A 26281-nucleotide genomic window follows, 5' to 3' on the forward strand; every position below is an offset into this window, starting at 1 on the left:
CGGATGGCCTCTGCGAATTTTTCCGCGGCGCTGTCCAGGAGTTTATGCATCGGTTCGTGGCCGACCCGGTGCAGCAGCGCCTTGGTCTCGGCCGTGGCGTTGGGGGCACAAAGACGGACGCGTTCAAGGGCCTGTTCCAGGAGTTGGTCCACGTCTTCGTCGGTTTCCGCAACCTGATGGACTATGCCCAGAGCACAGGCTTCTTTGGCGTCAATCCGAAGGCCGAGCAGGGCCAGCCGACGGGCCTGGGTCAGGCTGATGCGTTCCACCACGAACGGGGCGATCTGTGCGGGGATAACGCCCAGGGTGGTTTCCGGCATTCCGAACTTGGCTGTGGGTCCGGCGATGGCGACGTCGGAGACGCAGGCCAGGCCGAAGCCTCCACCCATGACAGCACCTTCGGCCACCGCGATAACGACCTTTGAGGATTCGTTAACCTGCTCGATCATCTGACCGAAGGCCCGGTTCAGTTTGTAGAACGGGTCGTGCTGGCCGTCTTCCGGTTTCTGGCCTCTCGCCCCGGCCATGTCCTTGATATCGCCACCGGCGCAGAAGTGGCCTCCGGCTCCGCGGATGACGACGGCGCGGATGGTTTCGTCGTGTTCGATCTGGGTAAAGATCGTTGCCAGTTCCGCCACCATCTGCAGGCTCATGGCGTTGCGGACGTCCGGGCGGTTGATGGTTAAAAACAGGGTTGGGCCCTGTTTTTCAAGAAGAAGCGTTTCGCAATGAGGTAGCTGTTCCATTACCGACTCCACGAAAATTGTCTGGGGCCGGTGCCCCGGGAACACTGTCCAGGACCGTTGAGGGCCATGGACGGCCCGAAACGAGCCTACATGGACGTACTCGTGGCGTGTCCTGGACAGTGTTCCCGGGGTGCCGGTCTTGCGCCATTTTTAGTCTTGATCAGTCGCGTTTTTTGCCGGGCAACGTGCCCATCAGCTTGCAGATAATCCCGAGCATGATTTCGTCGGCACCGCCGCCGATGGACACCAGCCGGACATCCCGGTAAGCCCGGGACACCGGGTTATCCCACATATAACCGTTACCACCCCAGTACTGAAGACAGCTGTCCGTCACCTCACGCCCCAGGCGGCCGGCCTTGAGCTTGGCCATGGACGCCAGCCTGGTCACGTCCTTGCCGGCAATGTGCAGCTCGCAGGCCTGATAAGTCAGCGCCCGCAGAGCCTCTACTTCTGTCTGCAGCTCCGCCAGCCGGAAATGGATGTACTGGTTGTCCAGCAGGGGCTGACCGAAGGTCTTGCGCTCCCGGCAGTACTCGATGGTTTTGTCGATACAGACCTCCAGAGCCTTGATGACGTTGGCCGCACCCCACATTCGCTCCTCCTGAAACTGAAGCATCTGCATCATGAACCCGGTACCTTCGGCACCGATCCGGTTACGCTGGGGCACGCGGACGTCGTCAAAGAAGATCTGGGCGGTTTCTGAGGACCGCATCCCAAGCTTGTTCAGATGCGGACTGAAGGTGATGCCGGGAGAATTCATCGGCACCACGATCAGGGATTTATTCTTGTGCGGCTTGTCGTCGCTGGTGTTGGCCAGCAGACAAATGAAATCCGCTTTGGGCGAGTTGGTGATCCACATCTTCGAGCCGTTGATGATGTAGTCATCGCCGTCTTTCCTCGCGGTCGTCTTCAGACCGGCAACGTCTGAACCTGCGCCGACCTCGCTCACGCCGATACAGCCCACCATGTCACCGGCAATGGCCGGGGCGAGGAAGTCCCGTTTGAGTTCGTCGGAGCCGAAGCGTGCGAGGGCTGGGGTACACATGTCGGTCTGGACGCCAATCGCAAGCGGCACGCCACCGCAAAGAGCCGTTCCCAGTTCTTCGGCCGCAACGAGGTTGTAGCTGTAATCGAGGCCCATGCCACCGTATTCCTCGGGTTTCTGGATGCCTAGGATTCCTAGGTTGCCGAGTTTCTTGAACAGGTCATGGATGGGAAACTCGCCGGCTTCTTCCCATTCGTCGCAGTAGGGGTTGATCTCTTTTTCAACGAAGTCTCTTACCGTTTTCCTCAGGGCTTCGTGTTCGGCTGTGAATTTCACGTTCTTGTTCTCCGTTGTGTTAGTTCGTGCCTGCTTGTATTGGTGCACGTTCGTTAGCTTGGGTGGCGGTTGTGTGGGAGCGCCTTCAGAAAACCGCCGACAAGCACGTCCCTGTGGGCTTGTTTCGGGCCATCCATGGCCCTCTACATTTTCTGAAGGCGCTCCCACACACCCGCCAAAATCTGCGAATTTGTTGCTTCCTTCTGACAATCTGTTGTTCTGGCAGTAGAGCTCTCATATTTAACGGGACCAGCTTGATCTCAGTGCGTTAACTCGTGGCATGATTGCGCTGTCTGGGGAAGGGTGGCCAAAAATGTTGAAGGCCAGGGATGGCCTGAAACAAGCGCACATGGACGTGCTCGTAGCGGTTTTTGGCCACCCTTCCCCAGACAGTGCCCACTCCAAAACGACCAGTCCTGAGTGCTGAATTCAACTCCCAGACAAACCTTTAAAACCGGGCCACACCAAAACTATTGGGCCGTAGCTGCCGAATCTCGGCCTCGCGGCAGACTGACAGGACCAGAGCGAGCACCCGCCGGGTGTCCCGTGGATCGATCAGGCCGTCGTCCCAGAGCCGTGCCGTGCCGTACAGAGCCGTGGAGCCCTCCTCCAGTTTCTTGGCCGTCGCCTGTTCCAGGAAATCCAACGTCTTGGCATCCGGCTCCATGCCGCCCCGGCGCTGCTTCTCCTCCGCCACGATGCGCATCACCTTGCCCGCCTGCGCCGGACCCATGACGGCCGTCCGGCTGTTTGGCCAGGCGAAGATGAAACGGGGGTCGAGGCCTCGGCCACACATCGCGTAGTTACCTGCACCATAGGAACCGCCAACCACAATTGCGAACTTGGGCACCCGGCAGTTCGCCACTGCCTGAATCATCTTTGACCCGTGTTTGATGATCCCGTTCTGTTCGGAATGAGTTCCAACCATGAATCCGGTGGTGTTATGCAGGAACAGGATCGGGGTGCCGGCCTGGTCGCAGAGCTGGATGAACTGGGCGGCCTTGGTGGAGCCTTCCGGGGTGATCGGGCCGTTGTTGCCGATGATGCCGACAGAGTGGCCTTCAATGCGGATGGTGCCGCATACGGTCTGGTCGTCGTAACCGTTCTTGAAGTCCAGGAACCGGGAGCCGTCCGCGATACGGGCGAGGATTTCCCGCACATCGTAGGGCTTCTTGGAATCGGCGGGGATCACGCCCAGTAGTTCTTCGGCCGGGTACAGGGGCTGCTCCCAGCTCATCTCACGTTGCGGCGGGAGATGTTCGTTCCAGGGCAGGGCGCCGAGGATTTCCCGGGCCTGGCGGATGCCGTCGGCGTCGTCTTCGGCGAGGTATTCGGCGGTGCCAGCCACGGTGGCGTGCATTTCCGCGCCGCCGAGTTCTTCGTCAGTGGCGACTTCGCCGGTTGCGGCTTTCAGCAGGGGCGGGCCGGCCAGGAACATTTTGGCTTGCTTACGCACAGTGATGACGTAGTCCGAAAGCCCCGGCTGGTAAGCGCCGCCGGCGGTGGCGTTGCCATGAACCACGGTAACCTGGGGGATGCCGGCGGCGGACATGCGGGCCTGGTTGGCGAATCCCCTGGCCCCGAGCACGAAAATGTCGGTGGCGTAGTTGAGGTTGGCGCCGCCGCTTTCGGACAGGGACACCACGGGCAGTTTGTTCTCCATGGCGATCTGCTGGAGCCGCAGGGTCTTGTCCAGGCCGGCCGGGGTGATGGTGCCGCCCTTGATGGCACTGTTGCTGGCCACGACCAGGCAGCGGACGCCGCTAACGGTGCCGATGCCGGCGATGATGCCGCCGCCGGCCTGGGAACCATCCTTGTCGTCGTGCATCTTATAACCGGCCAGGGAGCAGAGTTCCAGAAACTCACTGCCCCGGTCCAGCAACCGGTTGATCCGGTCCCGGGGCAGGAGTTTGCCCCGTTTGGTGAATTTTTCCCGAGCCGATTCGGCCAGGTCCAGGACCTTTTGCTCGACCTCGCGGAAGGTCCGGATGTGGGCCTCCATGGCTTCGGCGTTGGCCCGGAAGTCGTCGGACTGGGGGGTGATGGTGGTTTCGAGTACCTGCATGTCTGTTTCCTCAGTCCTCGCTCAGTACCTTCGGGGTCACGGCGCGGTGAAAGCCGTTCCAGGCCTCGTTGTTTTTGGCTTTCGGCATCGGCCAGACACGTCCTCCCTGGGAGGCGGCACCGTCAATTCTCAGGCAATCACCGGAGATGAAGGCGGCGGCCGGGCTGAGCAGGAAGCAGATGGCGGCGCTGACTTCGGATTCGGTGCCCAGGCGCTTGACCGGCACGGCATCGGCGAGGCTGCGGATCCAGTTCTTCATGTGGGCCGGATAGTTGTCCATGCCGCTGGAGGCAATCCAGCCGGGAGCTACGGCGTTGACCCGGACTCCAGACGGAGCCCATTCAACGGCGGCGGTCTGGGTGAAGTTCACCATCCCGGCCCGGGCTGCACCGGAGTGTCCCATGCCGGGCATGCCGCCCCACATGTCGGCGACGATGTTCACGATGGCGCCGCCGGTTTTGCTCAGAGCCTGGGTGTAGGCTTCACGGGCCATCAGAAAGCCGCCGGTAAGATTGGTTCGGACTACGGTTTCCCAGCCTTTCTGGTTGATGCCGGTCAGGGGAGACGCAAACTGGCCACCGGCATTGTTGACCACGCCGTCAAGGCCGCCGTGTTCGGCGATGATGGCGGCGACCGTCGCCTTGACGGATTCTTCTTCGCGGATGTCGCACACGTGGGCCGAGGCGAGCCCGCCGTCCTCGGTGATTTCCGCCTTCACAGCGTCAACTTTCTCCTGCTTTCGGCCGACCAGCGCCACCCTTGCGCCCAGGGAGGCCAGCTCATGGGCAGTGCAACGGCCGATACCGGAGCCACCACCGGTGACGATATAGACACGGCCCTTGAACAGGTCGGGCTGGAATACAGAGCGATAACTCATCGTTTTTGTCCTTTTTCATACACGGCCCGGCTGATGGGCACAGGGAATTCCAGAAGCTGCTGGGCGAAGGCCTTGCCCTGGGGATCGATCCGCAGGCTTGCGACACCGCCACCCCCGAGGCTGTGTTCCAACAGGAAGTTGAAGGCGTTCAGGCCGGGCAGGGACCAGCGGGTAACCTTGCCGGTTTCGGGATTCAGAGTGTGGGCCATCCAGTCGGCGACGGCGGCCTCGGTCAGGGCGGCGGCGATGTAGGGCTCGAACGCGGGGTCGCGGGCGATGACACCGATGTTGCTGTGGTCACCCTTGTCGCCGCTGCGGGCCCAGGCTAGTTCGATCAATGGGACTACCAGGTCGGTTTCCGAAGTGGCTGCGGCTTCGGGAAGTGACGGCCGTCGGTCCGGATCAAAGCCGCCATCCGTGCGGATCGACACTGGCGCCTGTTCTCCTCCGAGATCCACGGTTACCGGGACGTCCGTCTTCGGGACCAGGCAGGACCAGAGCCGGATCTTGGGCCAGACGGTCGGGCGCCCGCCGACAATACCGGTAATTCCCGGTGCCATGCCGGTGGCGGCCTGGGCGATTTCCCGGGAGAACAGTACCAGGGCCTCCTTCTTCGGATGGGCGGTGCTGATCTTCACCACCACTTCCCGGCAGTCCTGGCCGCGGGCGTGGGCGCCATAGGTGGTTTCGGTGCCCAGCAGTTCAATGCTGGTTCCGGAATAGTCCGGCAGGCCCCGTTCGCTGAACATGCGAGAGGTTCTGGCCAGAATGGCCTCGGCCACGGTCCGGGCCTTGGCCCGGGCATCGAGGCCGGCGAGCAGGAAAGTGACGGTACACTTGAAACCGTCCGGCCAGGTGCCGGAGACCTTGTAACTGTCGGTGGGAGCCTGGCCACGGGCCCCTTTGACCGTTACCCGGTCGGGGCCAGACTCTTCGAGGGTGACCCCGGTGAAATCACATACCACATCGGGAAGCAGGTAGGCGCGGGGATCACCAATCTCATAGACCAGTTGCTCAGCGACGGTTCCCCGGCTGACCATGCCGCCGGTGTCCACGGGCTTGGTGATGGCAAAATCGCCCGAGGCGCTGACTTCGGCGATCGGGAAACCCATGTCGGCATAGCCGTCGGCTACGTCCTGCCAGTCGGTGAAGTTGCCACCGGTGGCCTGGGCGCCGCACTCGAGAAGATGACCGGCGAGGCTGGCCTGGGCCAGCTTGTCGTAGTCGTCCCACTGCCAGCCGAACTCGTGCATGAGCGGTGCCAGCACCAGGGCGCTGTCCGCCACTCGGCCGGTAATAACAATGTCGGCTCCCTGTTCCAGGGCGGTCACGAGGCCTGGTGCGCCCAGGTAGGCGTTGAGGCTGACCATCATGCCCGGCATGGGCTGGCCGGTGGTCATTTCGGTGATGCCGGCATCGCTGAGTTTTTTCTTCTTCATCAGCAGGTCGTCACCGAGGACCAGGGCTATCTTCAGATCGACACCCGCCTTGTCACACATATCCTGGAGGGCGTCGCGGCAGGCCACCGGGTTCACGCCGCCGGCATTGGCCAGTACCCGGATGCCTTTTTCTTTGATCTCGCCCAGCAAAGGGCCCATCACGGTCTGTACGAAATCCCGGGCATAACCCTGGGTCGGGTCCTTCATCTTCTGGCCAGCCATGATCGACATGGTGATCTCTGCCAGGTAGTCCGCCACCAGGTAGTCGATATTGCCTTTCCTGACCAGCTGGGCGGCAGCGGTCTCGGTGTCGCCCCAGAAGGCGGCGGAGCAGCCGATACGCACATTGTCGCGGTTGGAATCTGACATCTTCTCTGCCTTGTTTTTGTCACCCGCATCCGGCGGGTTTATGGGAGGATGGAAATCACAATACCAAGCAAGCGCTTGGTTTGTAAACAGGCAAATTTGAGGTAGTATTAAAGGCCTAATCAGCCAACCGGATAGCCTTAGTGAGCCAGAACCAGATCCTCCAGTCTCTCATCGCCGAAAACCTCGTTTCCGACCCTCAGGGCGCCCGCGGCCGGTTGCTGAAGGAAGCGGCCCGATTGTTCCGGGAAAAGGGCTATGAACGCACGACGGTCCGGGATCTGGCTGCCGCCGTGGGCATTCAGTCCGGCAGCCTGTTCCACCATTTCCGCACCAAGGAGGAAATCCTCAAGGCGGTGATGGTGGAGACGATCCGGCTGAACACCGCCCTGATGCAGGCGGCCATGGAGGCGGCGGAAACACCGAAAGACAAGCTCCGGGCACTGGTTCGTGCCGAGCTGGAATCGATCAATGGCCAGACCGGTGAAGCCATGGCGGTTCTGGTCTTCGAGTGGCGCAGCCTGTCCGCGGATTCCCAGGCTGACGTTCTGGAGCTGCGGGATATCTATGAAGCGCTCTGGCTGGATGTGCTCGGTGTCCTGCGAGACCAGGGCCGGTTACTGGCTGAGCCTTTCGTGGTTCGGCGCATGCTGACCGGCGCCCTGAGCTGGACCGTCACCTGGTACCGGCCGGAGCGGGGTGGGCTGACCCTGGATGGACTGACCGATCAGGTCATGGCCATGCTCGGATTTCCGGCAACGCCCTGAAAGGCGTCTGCTGTAAAACAAAGGGCCCTGGAGCTTCCGGGTACAAGCCTATCTTTATGGAAATGGACGAACACACTCAACTGGTTGTGGGTAACGCGATGTTGCGTAAGATGGCCAAGATCGCAGACCCAGAAGATAAGCTTGAGGGCTTACGGATCGCGATCAATTACATTGAGGCGCAGGAGTTCATGTAAAATGACGGGATGCTGAAATCCGGGGTTGAGGCGATCAAAAGGATTGCTTCGATCACCCTATCGCCTAGCTCTATGAAACGAATCAGTGCAGTGGAGGTGGCCGAATGAACATCGACATTGAAGCCATCTTGGACACTCTCAAAGACGGCAAAACCGCTAAGACGCAGTCATCTCTGGATAAGCTCAACCAGACCCTGAAGGACTACTACGAGTCAGGTGCGCGAGACTTCTCCATCACCACGATTGGGAGGGTCTCTGAGGAAAATGGCGGCGTGGGTTACCAGTCGATCCGCGCAACGGCCAACAAGCATTATCGGGATCTGGTCGAGGCATGGGCCGCAAAGGCTAAGACAACCACGAAGAAACCACCGGTCGGGCCTGGCAAGAAAACCAGCCAGGACTATCAACTGCTAGAGAAGATTGATTATACGGCTGTACGAGCCCTTTTCGGGCAAATCATCCGTGAGCGGGATCGCTAGAAGAGCGAAGCCAACATGCTCAAGAACTAAACCCAAATCGTCATCGACAAGCGCCCCACTGCGTATAGCCAAGCCCAGTCCGAAACGAGCGCCGAGTTGCTCCCGTCCTTGAAAGGCATTTGCTCCGACAACGGGATTAAGGCGTTGCAGACCGTCTTGACGGATGAATGGCTGGATAAGCTCGGTTTTCAAGCGAATGTCCTGGGGCAGGCAAAAGATGAGGTCGGTACGGAAATATTGCCTCGCGGCTTCATGAAAGCCATCAAAAAGATACTGGGTGAGATTGATTAGTGATGGCCGGGAATAAACAAAAGCGAACATTGGTAGTGCCCCTTCAGTGCAACACCGCTGAACTGGTGGCTGGATTGATTGATGAGGATGGGCAAACGGTATTTACTACCCGGATCACGATGAATGTGAACTCGCCTAGTGGTTGACCAAGTAATAGATCGAGCGGCGTTGCTGGTGGCCTGGATTGTCAGGCCACCACTCCAAAGGTCCTGCGCCAGTCACGAGGGCTCACGTGGTGACGTTGCTTGAAATGCTGCCGGAATGACGTTGCCGTGTGGAAGCCGATTCTTTCCGAGATGGCTTCCACAGACAGCGATGTGGTTTCCAGCAGTTCCCGTCCTCGCCGAAGTCGTTCACTCACCAACCACTCCATCACCGTCATGCCCGTCGCCTTCTGGAAGTGGCGGGTGAAGGTGCGCCGACTCATGGCGGTGCGGGTGGCCAGCTCATCGATGGTGTGTGTTTCGGCCAGATGTTCCCGCAGATAATCAAGCAGTCGGTTAATGTGCGCATCCTGGGTGGAAATCGCGACCGGCTGTTCGATGAACTGGGCCTGGCCACCTTCCCGGTGCGGCGGAACTACCATCAGGCGGGCAAGGGTATTGGCAGTCTTGGCGCCATAGTACTCCCGCACCAGAAACAGGCAGCAATCCAGCCCCGCCGCCGTGCCAGCAGAGGTAACCAGCCGGTCATCCTCCACATAAAGAGCGTTGGTATCCAGGTTCACCTGCGGAAACCGCTGTAGGAAGTCCTGTTCTGCCAGCCAGTGGGTCGAGGCTCTCTTGTTATCCAGCAAACCCGCATAGGCCAGCGCATAGGTGCCGTAGCAAAGGCCTACCACATGCGCGCCCCGTTCATGGCAGCGGGTGAGTGCCTCCGCCAATTGCGGCGGTGGGGCTTCGCTCAGATCATGCCAGCCGGGTACCACCGCAATATCAACCGCATCCAATAGTTCCAGCCCGCCATCCGGCTGCACGGTCATGGCTTTCTCGGATGCCAGGGGCTTTCCGTCCGGGGTGATAATCAGCAACTCGAACAAGGGGCCTTCTGGCAGGGCAATACTGAACACCATATAGGGCACAGAGAAATGGAAGGGGCTAAATTGCGGGTGAAGGACAAGCCCGACTTTGGGTAGTGCCACGGTGTCACTCCTGAGGTTTAGTAGATCTGATGATAACTGTTTGGCCCGATTCTTTCGATAATTGTCTTTCAGGTCAATATTGGTGGTGATCAGATCTCCGTAGACTTTATTCCATCAACGAACACCCTGTTGGAGGATAAACACCATGTTGATCAAAACCTTCGCTGGCGCCCTGATGCTGGCTTCGACTGTTTTTACTGGCGCTGCTTTCGCCGAATCGGATACCCGGGAATCCAGCCACCAGATACAGCAAATCCGTAGTGCCACAATCAAGGTTACTTACGGAGAGACCACCTTTCTGATCGACCCCATGCTGGCCGACCAGGGGGCTTACCCGGGCTTTCCGAACACTTACCGGAGTGAGCTGCGTAATCCTTTGGTGGGCTTGCCCATGGCCGCTGAAGATGTGATCGAGGGTACCGATGTGGTGATCGTAACCCACACCCACCTGGACCACTGGGACGATGCTGCCCAGAAGCTGTTGCCGAAGAACATTCCCCTGTTTGTGCAGAACGCGGCGGATGCCGAGATGATCCGTTCACAAGGCTTCAAGGATGTGCGCATCCTGGATGGTCAGGCGGAATTTGGCGGTGTGACACTCCATAAAACCGGCGGACAACACGGCTCCAATACCCTTTATGCCATTCCCGAGCTGGCCAAGGCGCTCGGTGAAATCATGGGCGTGGTTTTTGAGGCAGAAGGGCAGGAAACCACTTACGTGGTAGGCGATACCGTGTGGCGTGATGAAGTGGTGCAGTCTCTGGAGCGCTTCCAGCCAGATGTTGTGGTGCTGAATGCCGGCGCTGCGGAATTTACCGGCTTTGAGGGCGACCCGATCATCATGGGCAAAGAAGATACCCTGCGCGTACACCGAGCTTTACCGGATGCGGACATTGTCGCCGTGCACATGGATGCGGTGAACCATATGACCCTGAGCCGCGAGGAGCTGGCAGAGTTCGTAGAGAACGAGGGTATTGCCCATCAGGTTTTGATCCCGGCGGATGGTGAGATTCTTTCTTTCTGACCAAAACACATCTGAAACATATGACCAAACGAGGAACAGTCTAATGACCAAACGAGCCGTTATTGTTGTCGATATCCAGAATGAGTACTTTGCCTCCGGCAAACTGTCGCTGGTGAACATCGAACAGGCAGCCGCCAAGGCGGCACAGGTGATAGATGCAACGCGTCAGAACAAAGACCTGCTGGTGCACGTTCACCACGAGTTTCCGGACCCGAATGCGCCTGTATTCACGCCGGGTTCAGACGGCATCAACATCCACGAATCCGTGGCACCGAAAGGTGATGAGCCGGTTATTCTCAAGAACTACCCCAACTCATTCTTGAAGACCAACCTGAAAGAGCTGCTGGATTCTAACGACATAGAGGAAGTCGTGGTGATCGGCGCCATGAGCCATATGTGCATCGAGGCTACCAGCCGCGCCGCTTCAGACTTTGGCTACAAGGTCACTGTGCTAGAAGATGCCTGCGCCACGATGGATCTGGAGTTCAACGGTATGACCGTGCCTGCGGCACAGGTTCATGCCACGGCTATGGCGGCTCTTGGGTTTGCCTATGCGAGTGTCCAGTCCACCCGGGATTACCTGTGAGGATCCTGCTCTTCGTATCTGTCCCGTGGTTGCTCCCGTAAACTGAACACTGACCGGCTAGTGTCCCGTCTGGTTAATTCGCTGACCTACTGAGCCACTGAGAGCCTTGAGAGCAACGCAGCTATCAAGGCTCTCAGTGGCTCCCGAAGGGCGCGGCGCTGGGGCCCCTGACCGGTGTTGCCAGCACTTGATGTGGAACCACCACACCTGCGTACTGGCGCCTTGGCCAGGGTCCCCAGCGCCACGCAGTAGGTCAGCGAATTAACCAGACGGGACACTAGAAGCATTTCTAGCCGGTCGTTTCAATGGTATCGATCGACCAGGATTCATTGCTGACTCGCTTAGAACGGATACTGAATGCCCTCTTCCATGCTGGCTGGTGGCGAACTCATCTATATTGGCGGCCCCTCAAAAACGACCGCTGTTGTTGAGTGCAGATGTTCCAAAAGTCTGAATGTCCGCTTTGCGACCTCAGTCGAGGTCGGTGGCAGTGAGTTGCGAAAAACTAGCGATCGCATATTTGATCAAATGCCCGGTTACTCGTGGAAAGATAAAATGCGAATTAGGAACTGTGAGGCCGCAGACCTCGAGCGAGCCGCTCAAATTTTCTGCGAGGCATACTCAGCCTCGCCCTATAACGAGATGTGGGAACCAAAACATGCTTCGGCCTACCTTCAACGATTCTATCGAATCGATCCAAAAGGCTGTCTTGTGCTCGAAGGAAATGGCGAAGTAGTCGGAGCAATTTTCTCTTACTCCTACCCATGGCACTCTGGCACGCTTACTTGTATCCAATAGTTGTTTGTTGCGGAAGAAAACAGAAGAAAGGGTATGGGCAAGACCTTGCTGCAAAGCATAAACAAGGGTGCGTGAGGGGGCGCTTGGTTGGTCGCGCACAACGCCTCCGGGGCGGCTGAATTTTATGAGCAAGTCGGATTTCGCAAAGATGGACCCTATAAATTTTTCTATGGTGTCCTTGACGCCGTGTGAGTTCAGCTAGTTTTAAACGGCAGGAGCCCCAAATGCCCGTTACTGAAGCCGTGCGCTACCGTTTCGGTGCGGATTTCCAGAGCACTTCGACATTGACGGACCGTTTTATACAGTGGGCTCTGCGGGCTATCGAATAAATTGTACAGAGCTTTGAAACTTCTAGGTTCGCTCGTCCACGGTCATCCAACGATGAGTGCTTAGTCGCTGCGGCGGTGTCTCTGGCGACACCAGGCTGCTAGTGTCCCGTTACCTACCCGGTTCAGTTATAAAAACCTGTGATATAATAACCTAATCGCATTTCACGTTTAACGTGTAACGTTATAGGGTGGGTATTCATGATCAAGAGCTTTAAGTGCAAGCACACAGAAGAGCTTGTAAAAACAGGTAAGACTCGGCGTTTCACCGCAATACAGCGAACGGCCGAGCGTAAGTTACAGCAGCTGCTAAGTGCTGAAGCTCTTAAAGATTTAAAGTCTCCGCCCGGGAATAGACTTGAGCGCCGCTTTCTGGAGACAGAGAGGGGCAACACAGCATCCGGATCAATGACCAGTGGCGATTGTGTTTCCGCTGGACAGATGAAGGGGCGGAAGACGTGGAGATTGTTGATTACCACTAAGGAGGTTGCGCAATGGTTACTTTAGGTATGCGCCCTATCCATCCAGGAGAGATTTTGCTTGAGGATTACCTTGAGCCTCTTGGCATGAGTGTGAATGCGCTTTCAAAAGAACTTTATGTTCCTGCACAGCGCCTGAATGAGATTGTTCGCGAGCGTCGTGGTGTGACCGCTGATACGGCTATGCGGTTGGCTCGTTATTTCGGGACCACCGAGCAGTTTTGGCTCAATCTGCAGACCGATTACGATCTGCGCCGAGCCCGTGCGGAGAAATCCGATCAAATCAATAAACTGATTACGCCTCGCAAACCTGACCATGAGGCTGCCTGAACTCAGCTAGCCACCTTTCTTGTCCACCAACACTTTGATTGAGGTCGCTTGAGCGCACCCTTCGGGGCGAGCTTCTGCGAGTTTGGTATTCGCTCATCCCGCGTTGCGGGACAGGCCCTGCGCATCCCTCGTACTTCCGTCCTCCGAATGGTAAAGGATCCCCGCTAAACGATCTGGTTACACCCGTTGCTACAAAGAACATGGTTCGCTTTGCGACCAGGGCACACTCGGAGCTCAGCTAAACAAAAGCGAACGTTCCCGCTCAACATCTCGCCCGAAAGATACAGGTTTTTATGTGAGCAAAATCGAACTCCTCTCGTTGGTTACCTTGAGGCCGGCTCATGCATTAGAGGGAATCCAATTTGCCTCTGAGAATGAGGGAAATCTGAAGTTAGATGCTTGTATATTATTGAAAGCAAATAGATACAAAGTTTGTGAAACAGGTTTGGATTGGACGGGGGTGCTTTCGGTTTAATCGAAATTCAGGTCACCCCTAACTGGGAGGGTTTAACACGATGAGAGTTTGCCTTTGGGCGGGTAAAGAAAAGTCGCGGTCTTAGCGGTTGAATCACTGGCCGTGGGCGTCACTGAGAACCCGAACGAGGCTTGGCTCCACGTGGCGAATAGGATCTTTCCATTCAGCGACGCTCCGCAGAAAAAGGCGGGTTATAGAGGTGGGGGCATTGGATTGTGTTATGCAGGCTTAATCTGCGGCCTTCCGGCCGGCATTTATGCACACCAGAGCAAAAACGGCGACTAAGCCGTTGCGCCCGTCAATGCGTTGAAGGGGAACCGATTCTTGGCTTCACAGCCAGAGCTCCTATGGCGCAAAGCTGTTTGAAAAAAAAACGAAATCTGGGATTAGCCAATTGGATGTGTTGTCCGATGTTTCCTATCCTGTTGTTCGGTCTGTGGCGGTCCATCAACCGACGTCGAGATCGGTGTGGTCTGTGGCAGTGGCACCGCTGCTATTTATGCTGGTTCGGCCTTTTCCCTGATGCGGTTAACGCTAAGATGGTTGGAAGGGGGCAAGGTGGGTCGAAGCGATGGTGGTAGCGGCGTTGGTTCTGGTAAATCCTTTGGTCGGGGCGACTTTGGTGGCGAGGGGCGGTCACGACGGCTGCTAGATGTAAACGCGCTATGAACTTGGACGGCCTAGATAAGGTTCCCGGTGAGCGCTGCGATCAAGATTCATCAACGATCTGAGCGAATTAGGGATTAGAAGTAAAATCAGGATGATTGAATGATGTACACAAAGGATTGGACGAAGGTTTCCCACCCCAGCAGAAAAATAGAACGAATGGAGGCTTTTTTTGCTAGTCATGGATTTACTCCGCACCGACACGACACCTACGCCTTAGGCATCACCCTCAACGGCGTCCACAGTTTCAGCTATCGCAAGTCTATGCGACACAGTCTGCCGGGCAATGCGGTGGTGATCCATCCGGATGAATTGCACGATGGTGAGGCGGGCACGGAAGCGGGCTTCCATTATAAGATCCTCTATCTCTCCCCCGAGAACATTCAGCAGGCGCTGGGAGGAAAAACCCTGCCGTTTGTTGCCGACGGCATTTCATCCGATCCGCGGATCGTCTCCGCTATTTCCAACCTGCTCACCAATTTGGACGGTCGGCTAGATAGCCTGGAAGAGGATGATGGGATCTATGAGATTGCGCAGGCCCTCAATGAAGTGTCCGGTCAAAAGACACGGCGCAAAAAATTAAACTACAGAGCGGCTGAATTGGCCCGACAATTCATGCTCGACGCCTCCGACGAAGCGGTCACCATGGACCGCTTGGAGCAAGTTGCCGAGACGGATCGATGGAGTCTGTCGAGGGATTTTCGTGCTTTGTTCGGAACGAGCCCTTATCGGTATCTGACCCTGCGCCGGTTGGATAAGGCCAAGGGTATGATCAGCGCTGGGATGGCGTTGGTGGACGTCGCTGCCGCCTGTGGTTTTACTGACCAAAGTCACATGACACATCACTTCTCCAAAACGTACGGATTGCCCCCTGGCCGGTGGGCGGACCTGATGCTTCGCAACTAGCGCCTAATCTGCACAATCATACAAGACGCAGATTTGACCCAATACCTAGAATCGCTCGGGACTCCACAGAAGAGCCCAAGTGTGCGTTTGCACGCTCCGGTTCCTGATTTGGAGTCCGGATGAGGCCTACTTGTCTTGGCAATGAGGCAAAGGCCTCCCACTTCAAAACACTTTTTAGGGACATAGTTATGAAATTTGAGAGCAAAGTGAACCCTGTTGCGGGAACTGTCGGTGGCACTGTTGGCGGCACTGTCGGCGGAACCGTTGGTGGCACTGTCGGTGGAACCGTTGGCGGCACCGTCGGTGGCACACTGGGTCTGGAAGGTGTGCAGCTCGCCACTTCGTTGACCAAGTAATTTACCAGGCCACCCAATCGGGTGGCCGTTGATACACCTTAAGGATGAGGGCTGCTTTGTGATAACTGCAGTAGACACAAAAACATTCACTTTATCTGACGACATTATCCAGCAGCGGGTTGGAGATAAGACAGCAACCTACCACCGACTCTTGGGAGGCTTGTTCTTTCTGGACGATGCCGGTCAAGAGGTTCTGCAATCCTTTAAACATAAGAAAGCGGTACCGGAAGCCGTGTTGCGGGGGCAGGCTAGCAATCGACAAGAGGAACTGATTCAGCAGCTGATTGCCCGGCGCATCTTGGTGGAGAGCCCGGTGCCTCAAGTACAAGAGGCCACGCCGCCGATCGAGAAAAAAGTCAATATCATCCAGCTGATTCTGGCCAACGCGTGTAACTTCGGTTGCACCTATTGCTTTGAGGGCGTTCAGGGCAAAGAGATGTCGGTTGAGGATGAGGTCAGTAAGGTTGAAGAGTCTCGAATCATTGCCAAAGACAGCATCAAGGTAAACATTGAAGACTCCATGTATGCCTCGAAAGAGCGGTTCGAGCACCAATACAGTCCCCAGAATCGTTCCATGAAGCCGGAAGATGGCGTTGCTTATGTGGAATCCGCGTTAAGAGTGTCCCGATCGGAAGGCGTCAGGGAAGTGATGGTCCAGTTTTTTGGCGGGGAGCCCATGTTGAACTGGCGCACCATTAAAGCGGTGCTGGAGCGGTTTGGTCGCGGAGAGAAGGATGACATGATCATCCACTACTCGACGGTGACCAATGGCTCCTTGATCACCGACGAGGTGTCCAAGACGTTCCGGGAGTACGAAGTGGCCGTGTGCGTCAGTGTGGATTCGCCCAACAGTCCTAGTCGTCCGCTCAAGAACGGCGATGACAGCATGCCGGTTGTCATGAAAGGGCTCAGAAAACTCCAGCAATATAACAACCGGGTAGCCCTAAACGCGGCCCTGACGTCAGCCACATGGGATGACTTCAACGAAGGCATCGTCGATTTGGCTGTCGACGTTGGTGCTAAGGAAATTGGTGTCGTCGTTGATTTTGATCCCACCTTCTACTCCGAGTATGGCGCCGGAAACATCGTCGATCGCCTCTGGCAGTTGGTTCAGTACGGCCGAGAAAACGGCGTGGTGTTAACGGGCTATTGGCACCAGATTTTCCAGGTCATGCTGGGTTTCGACACGGTGAGCTACCGTGGATTTAAAAACTGCTCGGCGAAGGGCGCCCAGTTCAGTATCGAGCCGAATGGTTCGGTGTTCTCCTGTAAGGCGGGATCTACGTTACTGGGGGATATTCGGGATGAGACCAAGATTCTGAACGAACAACCCTATTTGGACCATGCCGAGTTACGTCGGGAGAATCCGGAATTCTGCCGTGGCTGTGAGATCGAGGGCTTCTGTGGTGGGCTCTGTCTGGGGCCACTCGAAAAGAAGTACGGCTCGATCAAGTCGGTCGAGGAATCGGCCTGCGACTTCTATCGGGGCATCACCAAAAAGCACATAGAAGCGATCCAGCCCTACGAAATTGCCACCTTTGATCTTGAACCTGCCTAAGGAAGGATACCTACATGACCGCTTTCGCCGAAAAAATTCCCTTTGAAAACAGCGCCAATCAGGATTACTTGGAGAACGGGTATTGCGTCATCGATATGCCCAAAATTCCTCAGAGCCTATTGGATTCATTCGACAATATGCCCCGAGACATGCACAGTCTGGGGAGACTCAGAGAGATTCGCTTGACCCAGTACATTGGATACTGGGAAGAAGGGGAGTGGCTTTTTGCCTCCCTTCCACAGCGAAAATATGTGCAATCGGCCGATTATATCAAACTGGCCGAGGCTGGCGGCGTACCCCGTCATCGTGAACAAATTGTTGGGGACCCTACGCCTTTAATTGCCGCAGTGCTGAATGAGTTGCCAGTTGAACTCAATGACATGTTCCAGATCAACGTTAACCAAATCCGGGTTATTACAAACGCTGAATTTAAGGGTGTTACGGTACCTGAGGGGCCCCATCGGGATGGACACGAATTCAGCGTGATCGCCGTTGCCCGCCGGAACAACGTGAAAGGGGGGGAAACCCAGGTGATCGATCCTGCAACCCGCGACGTCTTGTTCCGCACCACATTGGACGATAATCAGGCCATTTTGATCGATGACGAGCGTTTCATTCATTACGCTACCAACATCGAGCCCGAAGACGGGGATGCGGGCTACCGGGACATCTGGGTCATTGAAATCAACCGCTGGCACAATCGGGCCTACGGCCCCCTTCACGAACGGTCATCGCTGGCTTAACCCATGCGCGATTCGCCCAGTCTTGACATCGTTGTAGACCGGCCTCTTGGGAAGGCGTCTTCTATCCGACGGGCTTTCCTGAGGGTACTTCCGTCCGCTTTTGCGATTGCCCCGGTAAGCATGCTATTCGGCGTGCTTGCGTACCGGGCGGACTGGAGCCTGCTCGAAGTTCTGGCCGCTGGATTTCTCGGCTTTACCGGGAGCGGCCAGTTCGCGTTGCTGCCGCTCTCCGAGACCGATGCCAGCTTTCTAACTATGCTCCTGATCTGTGCATCGATTAATAGTCGTTACTTTCCCATCGCCTTTACCACCGTCAAACGATTGCCAAAGACCGTGTTTGCCAGAACATTTGTGTCACACATGCTTGGAGATGAGGCCTATGCCACAGAAAGAAGCAGCGATACGGTCCTCGAGACTCTAGTCATTCGATCAACCATCTTCGTGTTCTGGGTCGTCTCCGGCGTAATCGGCGCGCTGATTGCTCAGGCCATTCCCAGTGCTTGGTTAAGCAATGGTATTCATCTGGGGTTTCCGGCCAGTGTTGTGCTGGTTTACCTGTCGGTCACGCAAATAAAGATGCAGGTGTCCGGTGTTTATCTTCGGCCCTTGGTGATGCTCGCGGCCTGTCTGGTATTGGCCGTGGCTTGTTATGAGTGGTTAGGACCCACCTATTTCTGGATTCCTAGTGTCCTCATTACCGCTATCATTTTGGACAAGGGGAAAAAACATGAATGATGGCGTAATTATGGCGATTGCGGCTCTGCTCGTGACAAGCCTGTTGGTTCGAGTTCTTCCGGTGCTGTTTGACTTTCAGTTTCCCGATGGGCTGGCCAAGTGGATGGAGACGATTCTTCCGCCGGCTGTTTTCCTGAACTTTATTGCGTATATTTTTTTGCAGGAGATGCAGGTGTCAGCTGGAGCTGCTCTGGTTTCCCTGGGCATCACAGCTCTGCTGGCCCATCTCAATCTTGGGGGGCTTTTCGTGGGCGTGCTTGGTGGCTGCCTTACGTATTACTTACTATTGGCCTGGTAGCTCTTATACACAACTACAAACGTTCTCTCGCGTCCGCATGCCTCTTTACACTGATCGACTAGCTTAAACGTTCGCTTTGCGACCAAAGACGCACTTATTACCGCCCATCAGCTTGCCCATCCGTTCAGCGCTAGCTCCAAAACGCCTCCCGTGAATCGCAGCATATGGCGAGAGGGCAGAGCCCTCCACAAAGCTCACGGTATTTTTTTTACATACGTGCTTACATACTGTGTAAGAAATAGAAATGCCCCGAGAGCACCTGCTCGCGGTGCATTCAGTCACTCACCAACCTACATAAAGTTTACTATTTACTTTGACAGGGGCCCTTTGTTCGTTCCAGACCGGGTTAATCGCGAGCCAGTTCCACGAGCCGGTATTCCACCAGGTTCGGATCGGAACGGATGGCTTCCTCGGTATAGGGGAAGGTAATCCACTGCTTCTCGGAATAGGCCTGAGTCATATCCTTGAAGTAGGGGGAGGCCGGGTCGGTGGACTGGGAGTAGGTCACAAAGCCCTCGGCCTTTGGCATGCCATTTTCTCCCCAGGTGACGGTCTGGATGTAGCTGTTGCCGTAGTTCACATCATAGCGCCCATCACTCAGATCATTCGGTCGGGAACTGGCGATGGTAAAGCTGCCCTCGAAACCCTCACCCCCGAAAATCGGGATCTGCGCGTCGTGAATGCCCGAGAACTGGATGTCCCGGACTGCGGCATCCAGGGCAATCGGGGAATCCTGAATGCGTTTCACGCCATCGGCGAAGGCTGTCTGCACCAGCGGGCTGCCGACGTTCAGATTCGCAGGCGTGTTAACAGGATCGTTCGGGTCGAATGGCGTCAGCCATTTGTCCGGAGAGGTGATGGGCAACGGGTCAATGCCGCGCCAGAATTCCCGCCAGATATGGCCGCCCACGGAGTCCAGATTGTGAGTGCCATCCCATTGCCTCAGGATCTCGCAGGCTTCGGATATGTTCACTGGCTGGCCCGAACTGCTCAGCAGCGTTTCGAGCGGGCAGTATGCATCCAGCACATCCTGACGGGCGAGTTCCTCGGACAGGAGGCTGCTGTTGAGTACCACCGACTGGAGGTTGCCAAGGTCGAAACCGAGGCTGCCGGTCACGCCGTCACTACCGTCAAGCCGATCCTGAACCTGCTGCATGCACTTGCGGGTCCTGAGTGTGCGAGCGGTCTCCTCATCGCCGATGATGGCGGCAAACCCGGTGAGCGGTTCGGCCGGGTTCGTGACCCAGTAGCTGTCGTTACAGTTGTGCACCCAGTCGTCCCGGCGGAGCGTGGGCAGGTTGGATGGGCCAAAAATGCCGGCAGCCGGTGCATCCGGGTCGGTGTCCCACTGACAATCGGCCCGTGAACCGTCCAGTATCGGCAAGCCGGGAGCCAACTGGTCGAAGACCGGTGACAGGGCGGTGGCGCAGGCGGTGGCTTTCTCATCCGGTACGTTGGGTACAACCGTGACATCACCATAGTAAGCCTGTTGTCCCGGGCCGGTGGCGACGGTGTTGACCCAGGGCACTCCCAGAACGCTGGCATGCAGGTCAACAAATTCCTCGAAGCTGTCCGCCTGGTTCCAGCGAAAAAACTGGTTCAGCAGGCGGTCGTTCTCTGCGTTGGCGTCACGGAGTGTGTAGGCCTTCAGGGAAGACCAGTTCAGCACCGGCACTCCGGCGGCCTCAAAGGTCAGCATCGGGCCATACTGAGAGCGGTACAGGGTTCGGGTCCGCTCCCCGACAGTTCCGTCTTCCTCCAGCACTTCAACGGTGATATCGGTGCTTTCCATATCGACGTATTCACCCTCGTAGAGGTACTGGGTGGGATCCGCCGGGTTGAGAGTCAGCTCATAGAAGGTGAACCGGTAGGCCTTGGATACCGTGTGGCTCCAGGCAAAATGCTCGTTGAATCCGATGAGCACAGCTGGCAACCCGTACAGCGCAGCCCCCATGATTTCGGTGTCGTTGCCCACTTTCAGATGGGCGAGGTACAGGCGCTCGGTTTTCTCCCAGGGGAAATGCGGGTTGCCGAACAGTATTGATTCGCCGGTCCGGCTTGCCTCTGCTGAAAGGCCGTACATGTTGCTGCCGATGGGGAGTTCCTTACTGAACGGAAATGGCAGGTTTTCACTATCTCCGCCCTCCAGAGCCGAGAGAAGGTCCTCTGCGGAAGGTAGTGTAGTGTCGATGATTTCCGGTGGTTGGGCGGTGGCGATACCCTCCACAAACACCGAGGAGCTTGCCAGCACCGCAAGCCGCAGGTAGCGCCGGTACATGTCCTGCTCTTCCAGGGCGAACAGCCAGTCTTCATCCCGGCAGGCCTGATGTCGGTCCGGGTGCATGCCTTCACGGATTTCGGTCAGATACCGGTTGAAGCCCTGAACATAGCCTTTCGAAGCGTCCAGAACTTCCGGGTCGCTTTTCGCCTTGAAGGGCGTAATGGCTTCGTCCGTCAGGGTGGTGCGCCAGAAAAAATCAGCGTTCAGGTTCGTTGTGACTGCTCCGTTGGAAGGAATGCTATAGGAGCCGTCCGGCCCCAGGTAGCGGGAACGCAGGCCCCGGATGGTCAGAGTATCTTCGACGAGCAGGCAGAGGTTGTCCTCGGCCTGGGCATAGCCATAGGCGTAACCGAGGCTGGAGAAGTCGTCCGCTTCGATGTGAGGAATGCCGAAGGATGTACGCCTGAGTGTCGCCCGGTAAAGGGTCTGACTGTCTCCCGCAATCTCGGTGTTGTCCCCCGGGGTGGATGAGGGAGGCGTGTCACTGTCGGAAATGCAGCCGGCCAGGATAAAGGGAATCAGTGCCAGTGGAATGGCTTGTTTCGGATTCATCATCGTTTCGCCTTCTTTTGTTGTTTTGGAAACGCTGGAAACGGGGCGAACCGGCAAAAGGTTCCGGACTTTGGCTGTGATAATCTTCGTTCGCCTACCGGGTAGACGACACGTCCGAACCTACCGTTACTCTGAATGCATTGATAAGTGTCAAAAAATGGATGTGCAGTCCTTTCCATCTGGACCATTGGCCTCATCGGCATATTCGTTTCGGCATTCCAGCCATTTTTGTCTGACAGTTTTGGTCGCATCCTTGCATCCGTGGACAACGAGGGTAGGGAAACCTTTTGGTGCGACGTTACGTCATCAGAAATCGGACGGGCACCTGGACAGGTACCCTCAATCTATAAAAACAATGCAAAGCAGGGCGAACTATGATTTCCATTCTGGTTACCTTACACCGCCGCAGTCGCGTGGCTTCTTTGAAACTCCTGACCGCAGGGGCTCTGATCCTGCTTGCCGGCTGTTCCGCAAACCCGATTTACACCACCACTGGTGTGGTGCTCTCGAACTACTCCGAGGGCGAGGCCACCCCGTATGTTTTGCAGATGTCTGATCCCAAGATGGCCTGTGCGCTCGGTGAAGGCATCGACCCGCTGCTCTATTCCTTCTCACGAGTGACCTCCGCGCCGGATACCACAGGTTCTCTGCTGATGTTGCTCGCGGGTAACTGCGCTGAATACAAGGCCTGGGAGGCGGAACTCGCCTACCTGCGGGCGGATTATCAAGGCAACGTCGAGGCTGCCAAGGATGCGAGGGAAGAGGCCAAGCGTCTGAACGCCCTGACTGCCAAGCGCCGCTACGCCTCCTTCCAGAGAGCCATGACGGCCTACGAATTCGATCCGGCAGCCGAGCCGTTGGAATGTCCCTTCCTGTTCAGTGAGCAGGATGAACTTACCTTCCTGCTGGGTCTGCTGACCGGCATGCAGGCGATCGTGAATGATGCCAGCTCCGGCGCCATGGCGGGCGTGCCCAGAAACATTGCACCCCAGGCCGAGCGTGCCGCTACCTGTCTGGATAATGAAAAGTGGGGTGGTATGCCCAACGCGATTCGGGCGCTTGTCTGGCTGCTGCTGCCTGATACCAAGCCTGCCTTGTCTCCGGATCCTTGGGAGGTGCTTGAGCACAGCACCGAGTTGGGTATCGAGAAAGGCATGCGCGTGCCGCACGCACTCCAGGCTGTGGCCGCCGAAACTTTTGGCCGCCCGGACAAACTGGAGGAAGCCATTGCCTCCTTCGCTGAAGCGAATGCAACCATTGATGTCTGGGGCGAGTACCGTCTGGTAGATGAGGTGGCCGCGGGCGTGATCCGCTTCTCTTCGGACAAGCACTGGTCCGCCAACTACGGTTACCGCACCCCACAGACCTTCTTCGGCAAGATGAGTCCGGAGCGGCAAAGCGAAAATGTTGAAACCATGAGTCTGGATGGCCTGCTGTAAGGCAGGCCGTCACACCCCTCTGAAAAACCGATAAACACAAGAATGACCCGGAGGTCGTTATGATCCGCAAATCCCTAACCGCCATGGCCCTGGTAGCAGCATCACCCTTTGCGTTGGCACAGAGTGTTTCGATGTGCGTGTTCGACGTTATTGGAGCCAATGGTGACTTCTACAACTTCGTCAAGGACTATGCCCTGGAGATGAAGAACCACGGGGTGGATTTCCAGCTGAAGCCCTACACCGACGAGGGGGTCGCCATCGGTGACTTCAACGCCGGCCAGTGTGACGCGGTAGCGGCGACCGATATCCGGATCCGGCCATTCAACAAGTTCACCGGCAGCATCAGTGCCGTGGGTGCCATTCCTACGTACGACAACCTTAAGACCCTGCTGGCAACCCTGGCCCAGCCCAAGGCGGCACCGCTGATGAAAGACAACGGTTATGAGGTTCTGGGCATTGTGCCGGTGGGCGCCGGTTATCTCTTTGTGAATGATCGCAGCATTGACACCGCCGGTGAACTGGCCGGCAAGCGAATGGCAACCCTGGACTACCAGAAAGACGCCATTCACATGGTGAATTACGTGAAAGCGACCGTTGTGCCTTCAGACATCACCAACTTTGCCGGCAAGTTCAATAACGGCTCTGTCGATACCGCCTACGCGCCAGCGTTCGCCTATGAGGCCCTCGAGCTGTACAAAGGCATCGGCGACAAGGGTGGCGTTGTGGATTATCCGCTGGCGCAGCTGACTCTCCAGATGGTCGCCCGGGATGAGGTCCTGAATGACGAAGCCGCCCAGGAAGCCCGTGAGGTTGCCTGGAACATGTTCCCGCAGGCCATGAACCTGATCAAGAAGCAGGAAGCGGCGATTCCGGATGAAAAATGGGTCCGGATCCCCGAGAAGGACATTCGTGGCTACCAGGAGATGTTCCGCGAGAACCGTATCGAAATGCGGGATGGCCTGAACGGCGCCCCGGACGTTTACCACCCGAAGATGATGAGCCTGCTCAGCAAGGTCCGTTGTGCAAGCAATCCTTCGGCTGCCGAGTGCACCGCGGCCAACCACGAATAACAGGGCGGGATACGCATGAACTGGCGAGCTCTGGCCGCTCCGGCCGCAAGGACTCTTTACCCCGTGCACCGCATGCACGGGGCGGTCCTCCTGCTATTGCTATTGTTCACCCTGTTGTTGGGGATGGGGAATTCTCTGCATTCCCGGTTGCTGTGGGTGGGTGAGCAGACCTGGCCGAATTACTACCTGCTGAGTCCGGATGCCACGGAACCCGCGTGCCAGCTGGAAATGGACATCGATGCGGAGGTGGCCAAACGGGTGGCTGCCTACAAGCCCGACCCCGACGATCTGTTCAGTTTGCCGCCCAATCCGGAGGCGATTCGCAAGTCCCTGGAGAGCAACCTCGAGCTGTGTCAGCAGCAATATGCGGTCTACGAGCAGAACCTGAAACACGCAACCCCGGCGCTGGGTATGTTCAAGACGGTGGAACAGGGACTTGCCGAGTTCCTGCTCGATAACATCGAGCTCACCAAGTACTTGTTCATTGCCATGTTTGCCATGGCGGCAGCGATTGCTGCGCTGGACACCGACCACATTGCGCTCCGGTTGCCACGCAACCGGGCCGAGTGGCGTTTGAGCCAGGGCGTGCAGTTTGTGGTCAACGGACTGATGGTGCTATCCCTGAATGCCTATCTCGGCAAGCTCGCCACCTCGCCGGGCTCCGAGGACACCATGACTCTCCAGTACGCCTGGGCCGGGGTTTTCGGACTGTTCATGGTGATCAACGCGGTAAGGTTCCTGAACGTTCCGGATCGGGTTGGCGCCGGTAAGCTCCGGGCATCTTCAGGACTGGTGATCCCGCTGTATTGCGGCATGGGCCTGATCGCCATGGGCTATTTCTTCCTGGTGGACGGCTACGCCTCTGGCCTGGCTATCTACTTCGGGATGATGTCCAACCTGTCATCGATGTTCATCAACATCGGGTTGTATGTGCTGGTGGGCATGATGCTCAAGCAGACCCGGATTCCGGAGCTGCTGTTGAACGTCATCAAACCGTTCAACCTGCCGGCGCCGCTGCTTGCCTCGGTGATTATCTTCGCAACCGCCTTCCCGACGGCCTTTACCGGTGCATCGGGCATCTTCATTCTTGCTGTGGGCGGTGTTGTGTACGATGAACTTCGGCGTGCCGGTGCCGGGCGCCAGTTGTCACTCGCCACGACCGCCATGTCCGGCAGTCTGGGCGTGGTTCTCAATCCGTGTCTGCTGATCGTTGTGGTTGCCGCCCTCAACAAGGAAGTGACCACCACCGAGATGTACAGCTGGGGTTTCTGGGTGTTCATCATGTCGGCGAGTCTGTTCTCGCTGATCGTGTGCAAAACCCAGGGCAACTGGAAACCCCGTCCGGCCCCCGGTGCTCTTCGCGCCGCTATCGGCGAGACTCGGGCGTTGCTGCCCTACGTTGTCGTGGGAGCTATCGTGATTATGGCGATCTGGGCCATCCTGGGGCTGAAGTTCAACGAGTACAGTGCACCGTTGATCCTGCCGCTGGTGATGCTGGCCCTGGTACTGCTGGATGCCGGCAAGGACAGTCGGGAGGATGGCGAGACCCGGGCCCACGCCTTCTGGAGCCGAAGCTCTGCGGCCGCCAGCGATTCCGCGGTGCATATCGGCGCGCTGCTGGCCCTGATCGGCTTCTCGATCTGCCTGGGCGGTATCCTGGAGCGTTCGGACATCGTCCATGCGCTGTTCCCGGAGAATCTGACCAGTCCCTGGATCGCCATGCTGGTGATCGTGGTGATGCTGACCATTATCGGCATGGTGATGGACCCTTTCGGCGCCGTCATCCTGGTATCCGCCACCATTGCCCAGCCTGCGATCCAGCTGGGTATCGATCCGCTGCATTTCTGGATCGTGTGTCTCGTTGCCTTCGAGCTGGGGTATCTCAGCCCGCCGGTGGCGTTGAACCACCTGCTGACCCGGCAGGTGGTCGGGGAAACGGAAGTGCTCGCTGCCGAGCGCACCGGTTCCTTCTG

At 57.2% G+C, this 26281-nt stretch carries 21 protein-coding genes and 3 pseudogenes; 16 read left to right on the forward strand and 8 right to left on the reverse strand.

The annotated features are described in order from the left end of the window. From R6W86_RS01560 to R6W86_RS01580, 5 genes are all read right to left on the reverse strand, one after another. The coding region (locus tag R6W86_RS01560; protein WP_410327642.1) for an enoyl-CoA hydratase/isomerase family protein at positions 1-746 on the reverse strand (746 nt) is incomplete at its 3' end. 160 nt (positions 747-906) lie between these two features. Continuing rightward, complete coding sequence (gene atuD, locus R6W86_RS01565) at positions 907-2067, reverse strand: citronellyl-CoA dehydrogenase (protein WP_410327643.1); 1161 nt, start codon at positions 2065-2067, stop codon at positions 907-909. 448 nt (positions 2068-2515) lie between these two features. Continuing rightward, positions 2516-4132, reverse strand: a complete 1617-nt coding sequence (locus R6W86_RS01570) for an acyl-CoA carboxylase subunit beta (protein ID WP_410327644.1) — start codon at positions 4130-4132, stop codon at positions 2516-2518. Positions 4133-4142: 10 nt separating this feature from the next. Further along, a complete protein-coding gene (locus tag R6W86_RS01575) occupies positions 4143-5009 on the reverse strand; it encodes an SDR family oxidoreductase (RefSeq protein WP_410327645.1) in 867 nt (288 codons plus the stop codon). Beyond that, the gene (locus R6W86_RS01580; RefSeq protein WP_410327646.1) at positions 5006-6817 is read right to left on the reverse strand and encodes an acyclic terpene utilization AtuA family protein; all 1812 of its coding nucleotides are present in this window, start codon (positions 6815-6817) and stop codon (positions 5006-5008) included. Before R6W86_RS01580 ends, R6W86_RS01575 begins: the two co-directional genes overlap by 4 nt. A 131-nt stretch (positions 6818-6948) precedes the next feature. On the opposite strand from R6W86_RS01580, the gene R6W86_RS01585 reads away from it, so the two are divergent. Both R6W86_RS01585 and gmtX read left to right on the forward strand, forming a co-directional pair. Further along, the gene (locus R6W86_RS01585; RefSeq protein ID WP_410327662.1) at positions 6949-7581 is read left to right on the forward strand and encodes a TetR/AcrR family transcriptional regulator; all 633 of its coding nucleotides are present in this window, start codon (positions 6949-6951) and stop codon (positions 7579-7581) included. Between the two features lie 298 nt (positions 7582-7879). After that, positions 7880-8545: pseudogene (gene gmtX / locus R6W86_RS01590) on the forward strand (gamma-mobile-trio protein GmtX). Positions 8546-8732: 187 nt separating this feature from the next. Here gmtX and R6W86_RS01595 read toward each other — a convergent pair. After that, positions 8733-9686, reverse strand: coding sequence for a GlxA family transcriptional regulator (locus tag R6W86_RS01595; protein ID WP_410327647.1), 954 nt, complete (start codon positions 9684-9686; stop codon positions 8733-8735). 145 nt (positions 9687-9831) lie between these two features. Between R6W86_RS01595 and R6W86_RS01600 the strand changes: the two genes are divergently transcribed. Further along, entirely contained in the window at positions 9832-10710 is an 879-nt protein-coding gene (locus R6W86_RS01600) for an MBL fold metallo-hydrolase (protein ID WP_410327648.1), read from the forward strand. A gap of 43 nt (positions 10711-10753) precedes the next feature. Beyond that, entirely contained in the window at positions 10754-11296 is a 543-nt protein-coding gene (locus tag R6W86_RS01605) for a cysteine hydrolase family protein (RefSeq protein WP_410327649.1), read from the forward strand. An 86-nt stretch (positions 11297-11382) separates the two neighbouring features. Here R6W86_RS01605 and R6W86_RS01610 read toward each other — a convergent pair whose 3' ends face one another. Then, entirely contained in the window at positions 11383-11574 is a 192-nt protein-coding gene (locus tag R6W86_RS01610) for a hypothetical protein (protein WP_410327650.1), read from the reverse strand. A 1047-nt stretch (positions 11575-12621) separates the two neighbouring features. On the opposite strand from R6W86_RS01610, the pseudogene R6W86_RS01615 reads away from it, so the two are divergent. The 9 genes and pseudogenes from R6W86_RS01615 to R6W86_RS01655 all read left to right on the forward strand — a co-directional run bounded on the left by R6W86_RS01615 (position 12622) and on the right by R6W86_RS01655 (position 18966). Further along, a pseudogene (locus R6W86_RS01615) lies at positions 12622-12902 on the forward strand (type II toxin-antitoxin system RelE/ParE family toxin). A 12-nt stretch (positions 12903-12914) separates the two neighbouring features. Continuing rightward, the gene (locus R6W86_RS01620; protein WP_410327651.1) at positions 12915-13229 is read left to right on the forward strand and encodes a HigA family addiction module antitoxin; all 315 of its coding nucleotides are present in this window, start codon (positions 12915-12917) and stop codon (positions 13227-13229) included. A gap of 556 nt (positions 13230-13785) precedes the next feature. Beyond that, a pseudogene (locus R6W86_RS01625) lies at positions 13786-13989 on the forward strand (DUF6979 family protein); the annotation flags it as partial. A gap of 483 nt (positions 13990-14472) precedes the next feature. Continuing rightward, on the forward strand, positions 14473-15276 hold the full coding sequence (locus R6W86_RS01630; RefSeq protein WP_410327652.1) for an AraC family transcriptional regulator: 804 nt from the start codon (positions 14473-14475) through the stop codon (positions 15274-15276). A 188-nt stretch (positions 15277-15464) separates the two neighbouring features. Then, positions 15465-15632 (forward strand): hypothetical protein, encoded by a 168-nt coding sequence (locus R6W86_RS01635; protein WP_410327653.1) that lies wholly within the window; start codon positions 15465-15467, stop codon positions 15630-15632. A gap of 58 nt (positions 15633-15690) precedes the next feature. After that, positions 15691-17190, forward strand: a complete 1500-nt coding sequence (locus R6W86_RS01640; RefSeq protein WP_410327654.1) for a radical SAM protein — start codon at positions 15691-15693, stop codon at positions 17188-17190. Positions 17191-17204: 14 nt separating this feature from the next. Continuing rightward, entirely contained in the window at positions 17205-17933 is a 729-nt protein-coding gene (locus R6W86_RS01645) for a 2OG-Fe dioxygenase family protein (RefSeq protein WP_410327655.1), read from the forward strand. A 3-nt stretch (positions 17934-17936) separates the two neighbouring features. Further along, positions 17937-18668: an AzlC family ABC transporter permease gene (locus R6W86_RS01650; RefSeq protein WP_410327656.1), complete on the forward strand. Its 732-nt coding sequence runs from the start codon at positions 17937-17939 to the stop codon at positions 18666-18668. Next, positions 18661-18966 carry an AzlD domain-containing protein gene (locus R6W86_RS01655; RefSeq protein ID WP_410327657.1) on the forward strand — a complete coding sequence of 102 codons (306 nt, stop codon included), beginning with the start codon at positions 18661-18663 and terminating at the stop codon, positions 18964-18966. Before R6W86_RS01650 ends, R6W86_RS01655 begins: the two co-directional genes overlap by 8 nt. Before the next feature lie 346 nt (positions 18967-19312). Here the strand turns inward: R6W86_RS01655 and R6W86_RS01660 are convergent, their stop codons facing one another. Then, complete coding sequence (locus R6W86_RS01660; protein WP_410327658.1) at positions 19313-21799, reverse strand: penicillin acylase family protein; 2487 nt, start codon at positions 21797-21799, stop codon at positions 19313-19315. Positions 21800-22173: 374 nt separating this feature from the next. On the opposite strand from R6W86_RS01660, the gene R6W86_RS01665 reads away from it, so the two are divergent. The 3 genes from R6W86_RS01665 to R6W86_RS01675 all read left to right on the forward strand — a co-directional run. Next, complete coding sequence (locus R6W86_RS01665; protein WP_410327659.1) at positions 22174-23238, forward strand: hypothetical protein; 1065 nt, start codon at positions 22174-22176, stop codon at positions 23236-23238. A 59-nt stretch (positions 23239-23297) separates the two neighbouring features. Continuing rightward, positions 23298-24308 carry a putative solute-binding protein gene (locus R6W86_RS01670; RefSeq protein ID WP_410327660.1) on the forward strand — a complete coding sequence of 337 codons (1011 nt, stop codon included), beginning with the start codon at positions 23298-23300 and terminating at the stop codon, positions 24306-24308. A 15-nt stretch (positions 24309-24323) separates the two neighbouring features. Next, a partial coding sequence (locus R6W86_RS01675; protein WP_410327661.1) for a TRAP transporter large permease subunit occupies positions 24324-26281 on the forward strand: 1958 nt, incomplete at its 3' end.

The sequence above is a fragment of the Marinobacter sp. genome, assembly GCF_046484525.1.
Classification (GTDB): domain Bacteria; phylum Pseudomonadota; class Gammaproteobacteria; order Pseudomonadales; family Oleiphilaceae; genus Marinobacter.

What these genes read in the sequence shown, in the direction of transcription:
- R6W86_RS01570 (WP_410327644.1), bottom strand. Translation starts at nt 4,132, where the DNA reads ATGCAGGTACTCGAAACCACCATCACCCCCCAGTCCGACGACTTCCGG.
- R6W86_RS01575 (WP_410327645.1), bottom strand. Translation starts at nt 5,009, where the DNA reads ATGAGTTATCGCTCTGTATTCCAGCCCGACCTGTTCAAGGGCCGTGTC.
- R6W86_RS01580 (WP_410327646.1), bottom strand. Translation starts at nt 6,817, where the DNA reads ATGTCAGATTCCAACCGCGACAATGTGCGTATCGGCTGCTCCGCCGCC.
- R6W86_RS01600 (WP_410327648.1), top strand. Translation starts at nt 9,832, where the DNA reads ATGTTGATCAAAACCTTCGCTGGCGCCCTGATGCTGGCTTCGACTGTT.
- R6W86_RS01605 (WP_410327649.1), top strand. Translation starts at nt 10,754, where the DNA reads ATGACCAAACGAGCCGTTATTGTTGTCGATATCCAGAATGAGTACTTT.
- R6W86_RS01620 (WP_410327651.1), top strand. Translation starts at nt 12,915, where the DNA reads ATGGTTACTTTAGGTATGCGCCCTATCCATCCAGGAGAGATTTTGCTT.
- R6W86_RS01630 (WP_410327652.1), top strand. Translation starts at nt 14,473, where the DNA reads ATGATGTACACAAAGGATTGGACGAAGGTTTCCCACCCCAGCAGAAAA.
- R6W86_RS01635 (WP_410327653.1), top strand. Translation starts at nt 15,465, where the DNA reads ATGAAATTTGAGAGCAAAGTGAACCCTGTTGCGGGAACTGTCGGTGGC.
- R6W86_RS01645 (WP_410327655.1), top strand. Translation starts at nt 17,205, where the DNA reads ATGACCGCTTTCGCCGAAAAAATTCCCTTTGAAAACAGCGCCAATCAG.
- R6W86_RS01650 (WP_410327656.1), top strand. Translation starts at nt 17,937, where the DNA reads ATGCGCGATTCGCCCAGTCTTGACATCGTTGTAGACCGGCCTCTTGGG.
- R6W86_RS01655 (WP_410327657.1), top strand. Translation starts at nt 18,661, where the DNA reads ATGAATGATGGCGTAATTATGGCGATTGCGGCTCTGCTCGTGACAAGC.
- R6W86_RS01660 (WP_410327658.1), bottom strand. Translation starts at nt 21,799, where the DNA reads ATGAATCCGAAACAAGCCATTCCACTGGCACTGATTCCCTTTATCCTG.
- R6W86_RS01665 (WP_410327659.1), top strand. Translation starts at nt 22,174, where the DNA reads ATGATTTCCATTCTGGTTACCTTACACCGCCGCAGTCGCGTGGCTTCT.
- R6W86_RS01670 (WP_410327660.1), top strand. Translation starts at nt 23,298, where the DNA reads ATGATCCGCAAATCCCTAACCGCCATGGCCCTGGTAGCAGCATCACCC.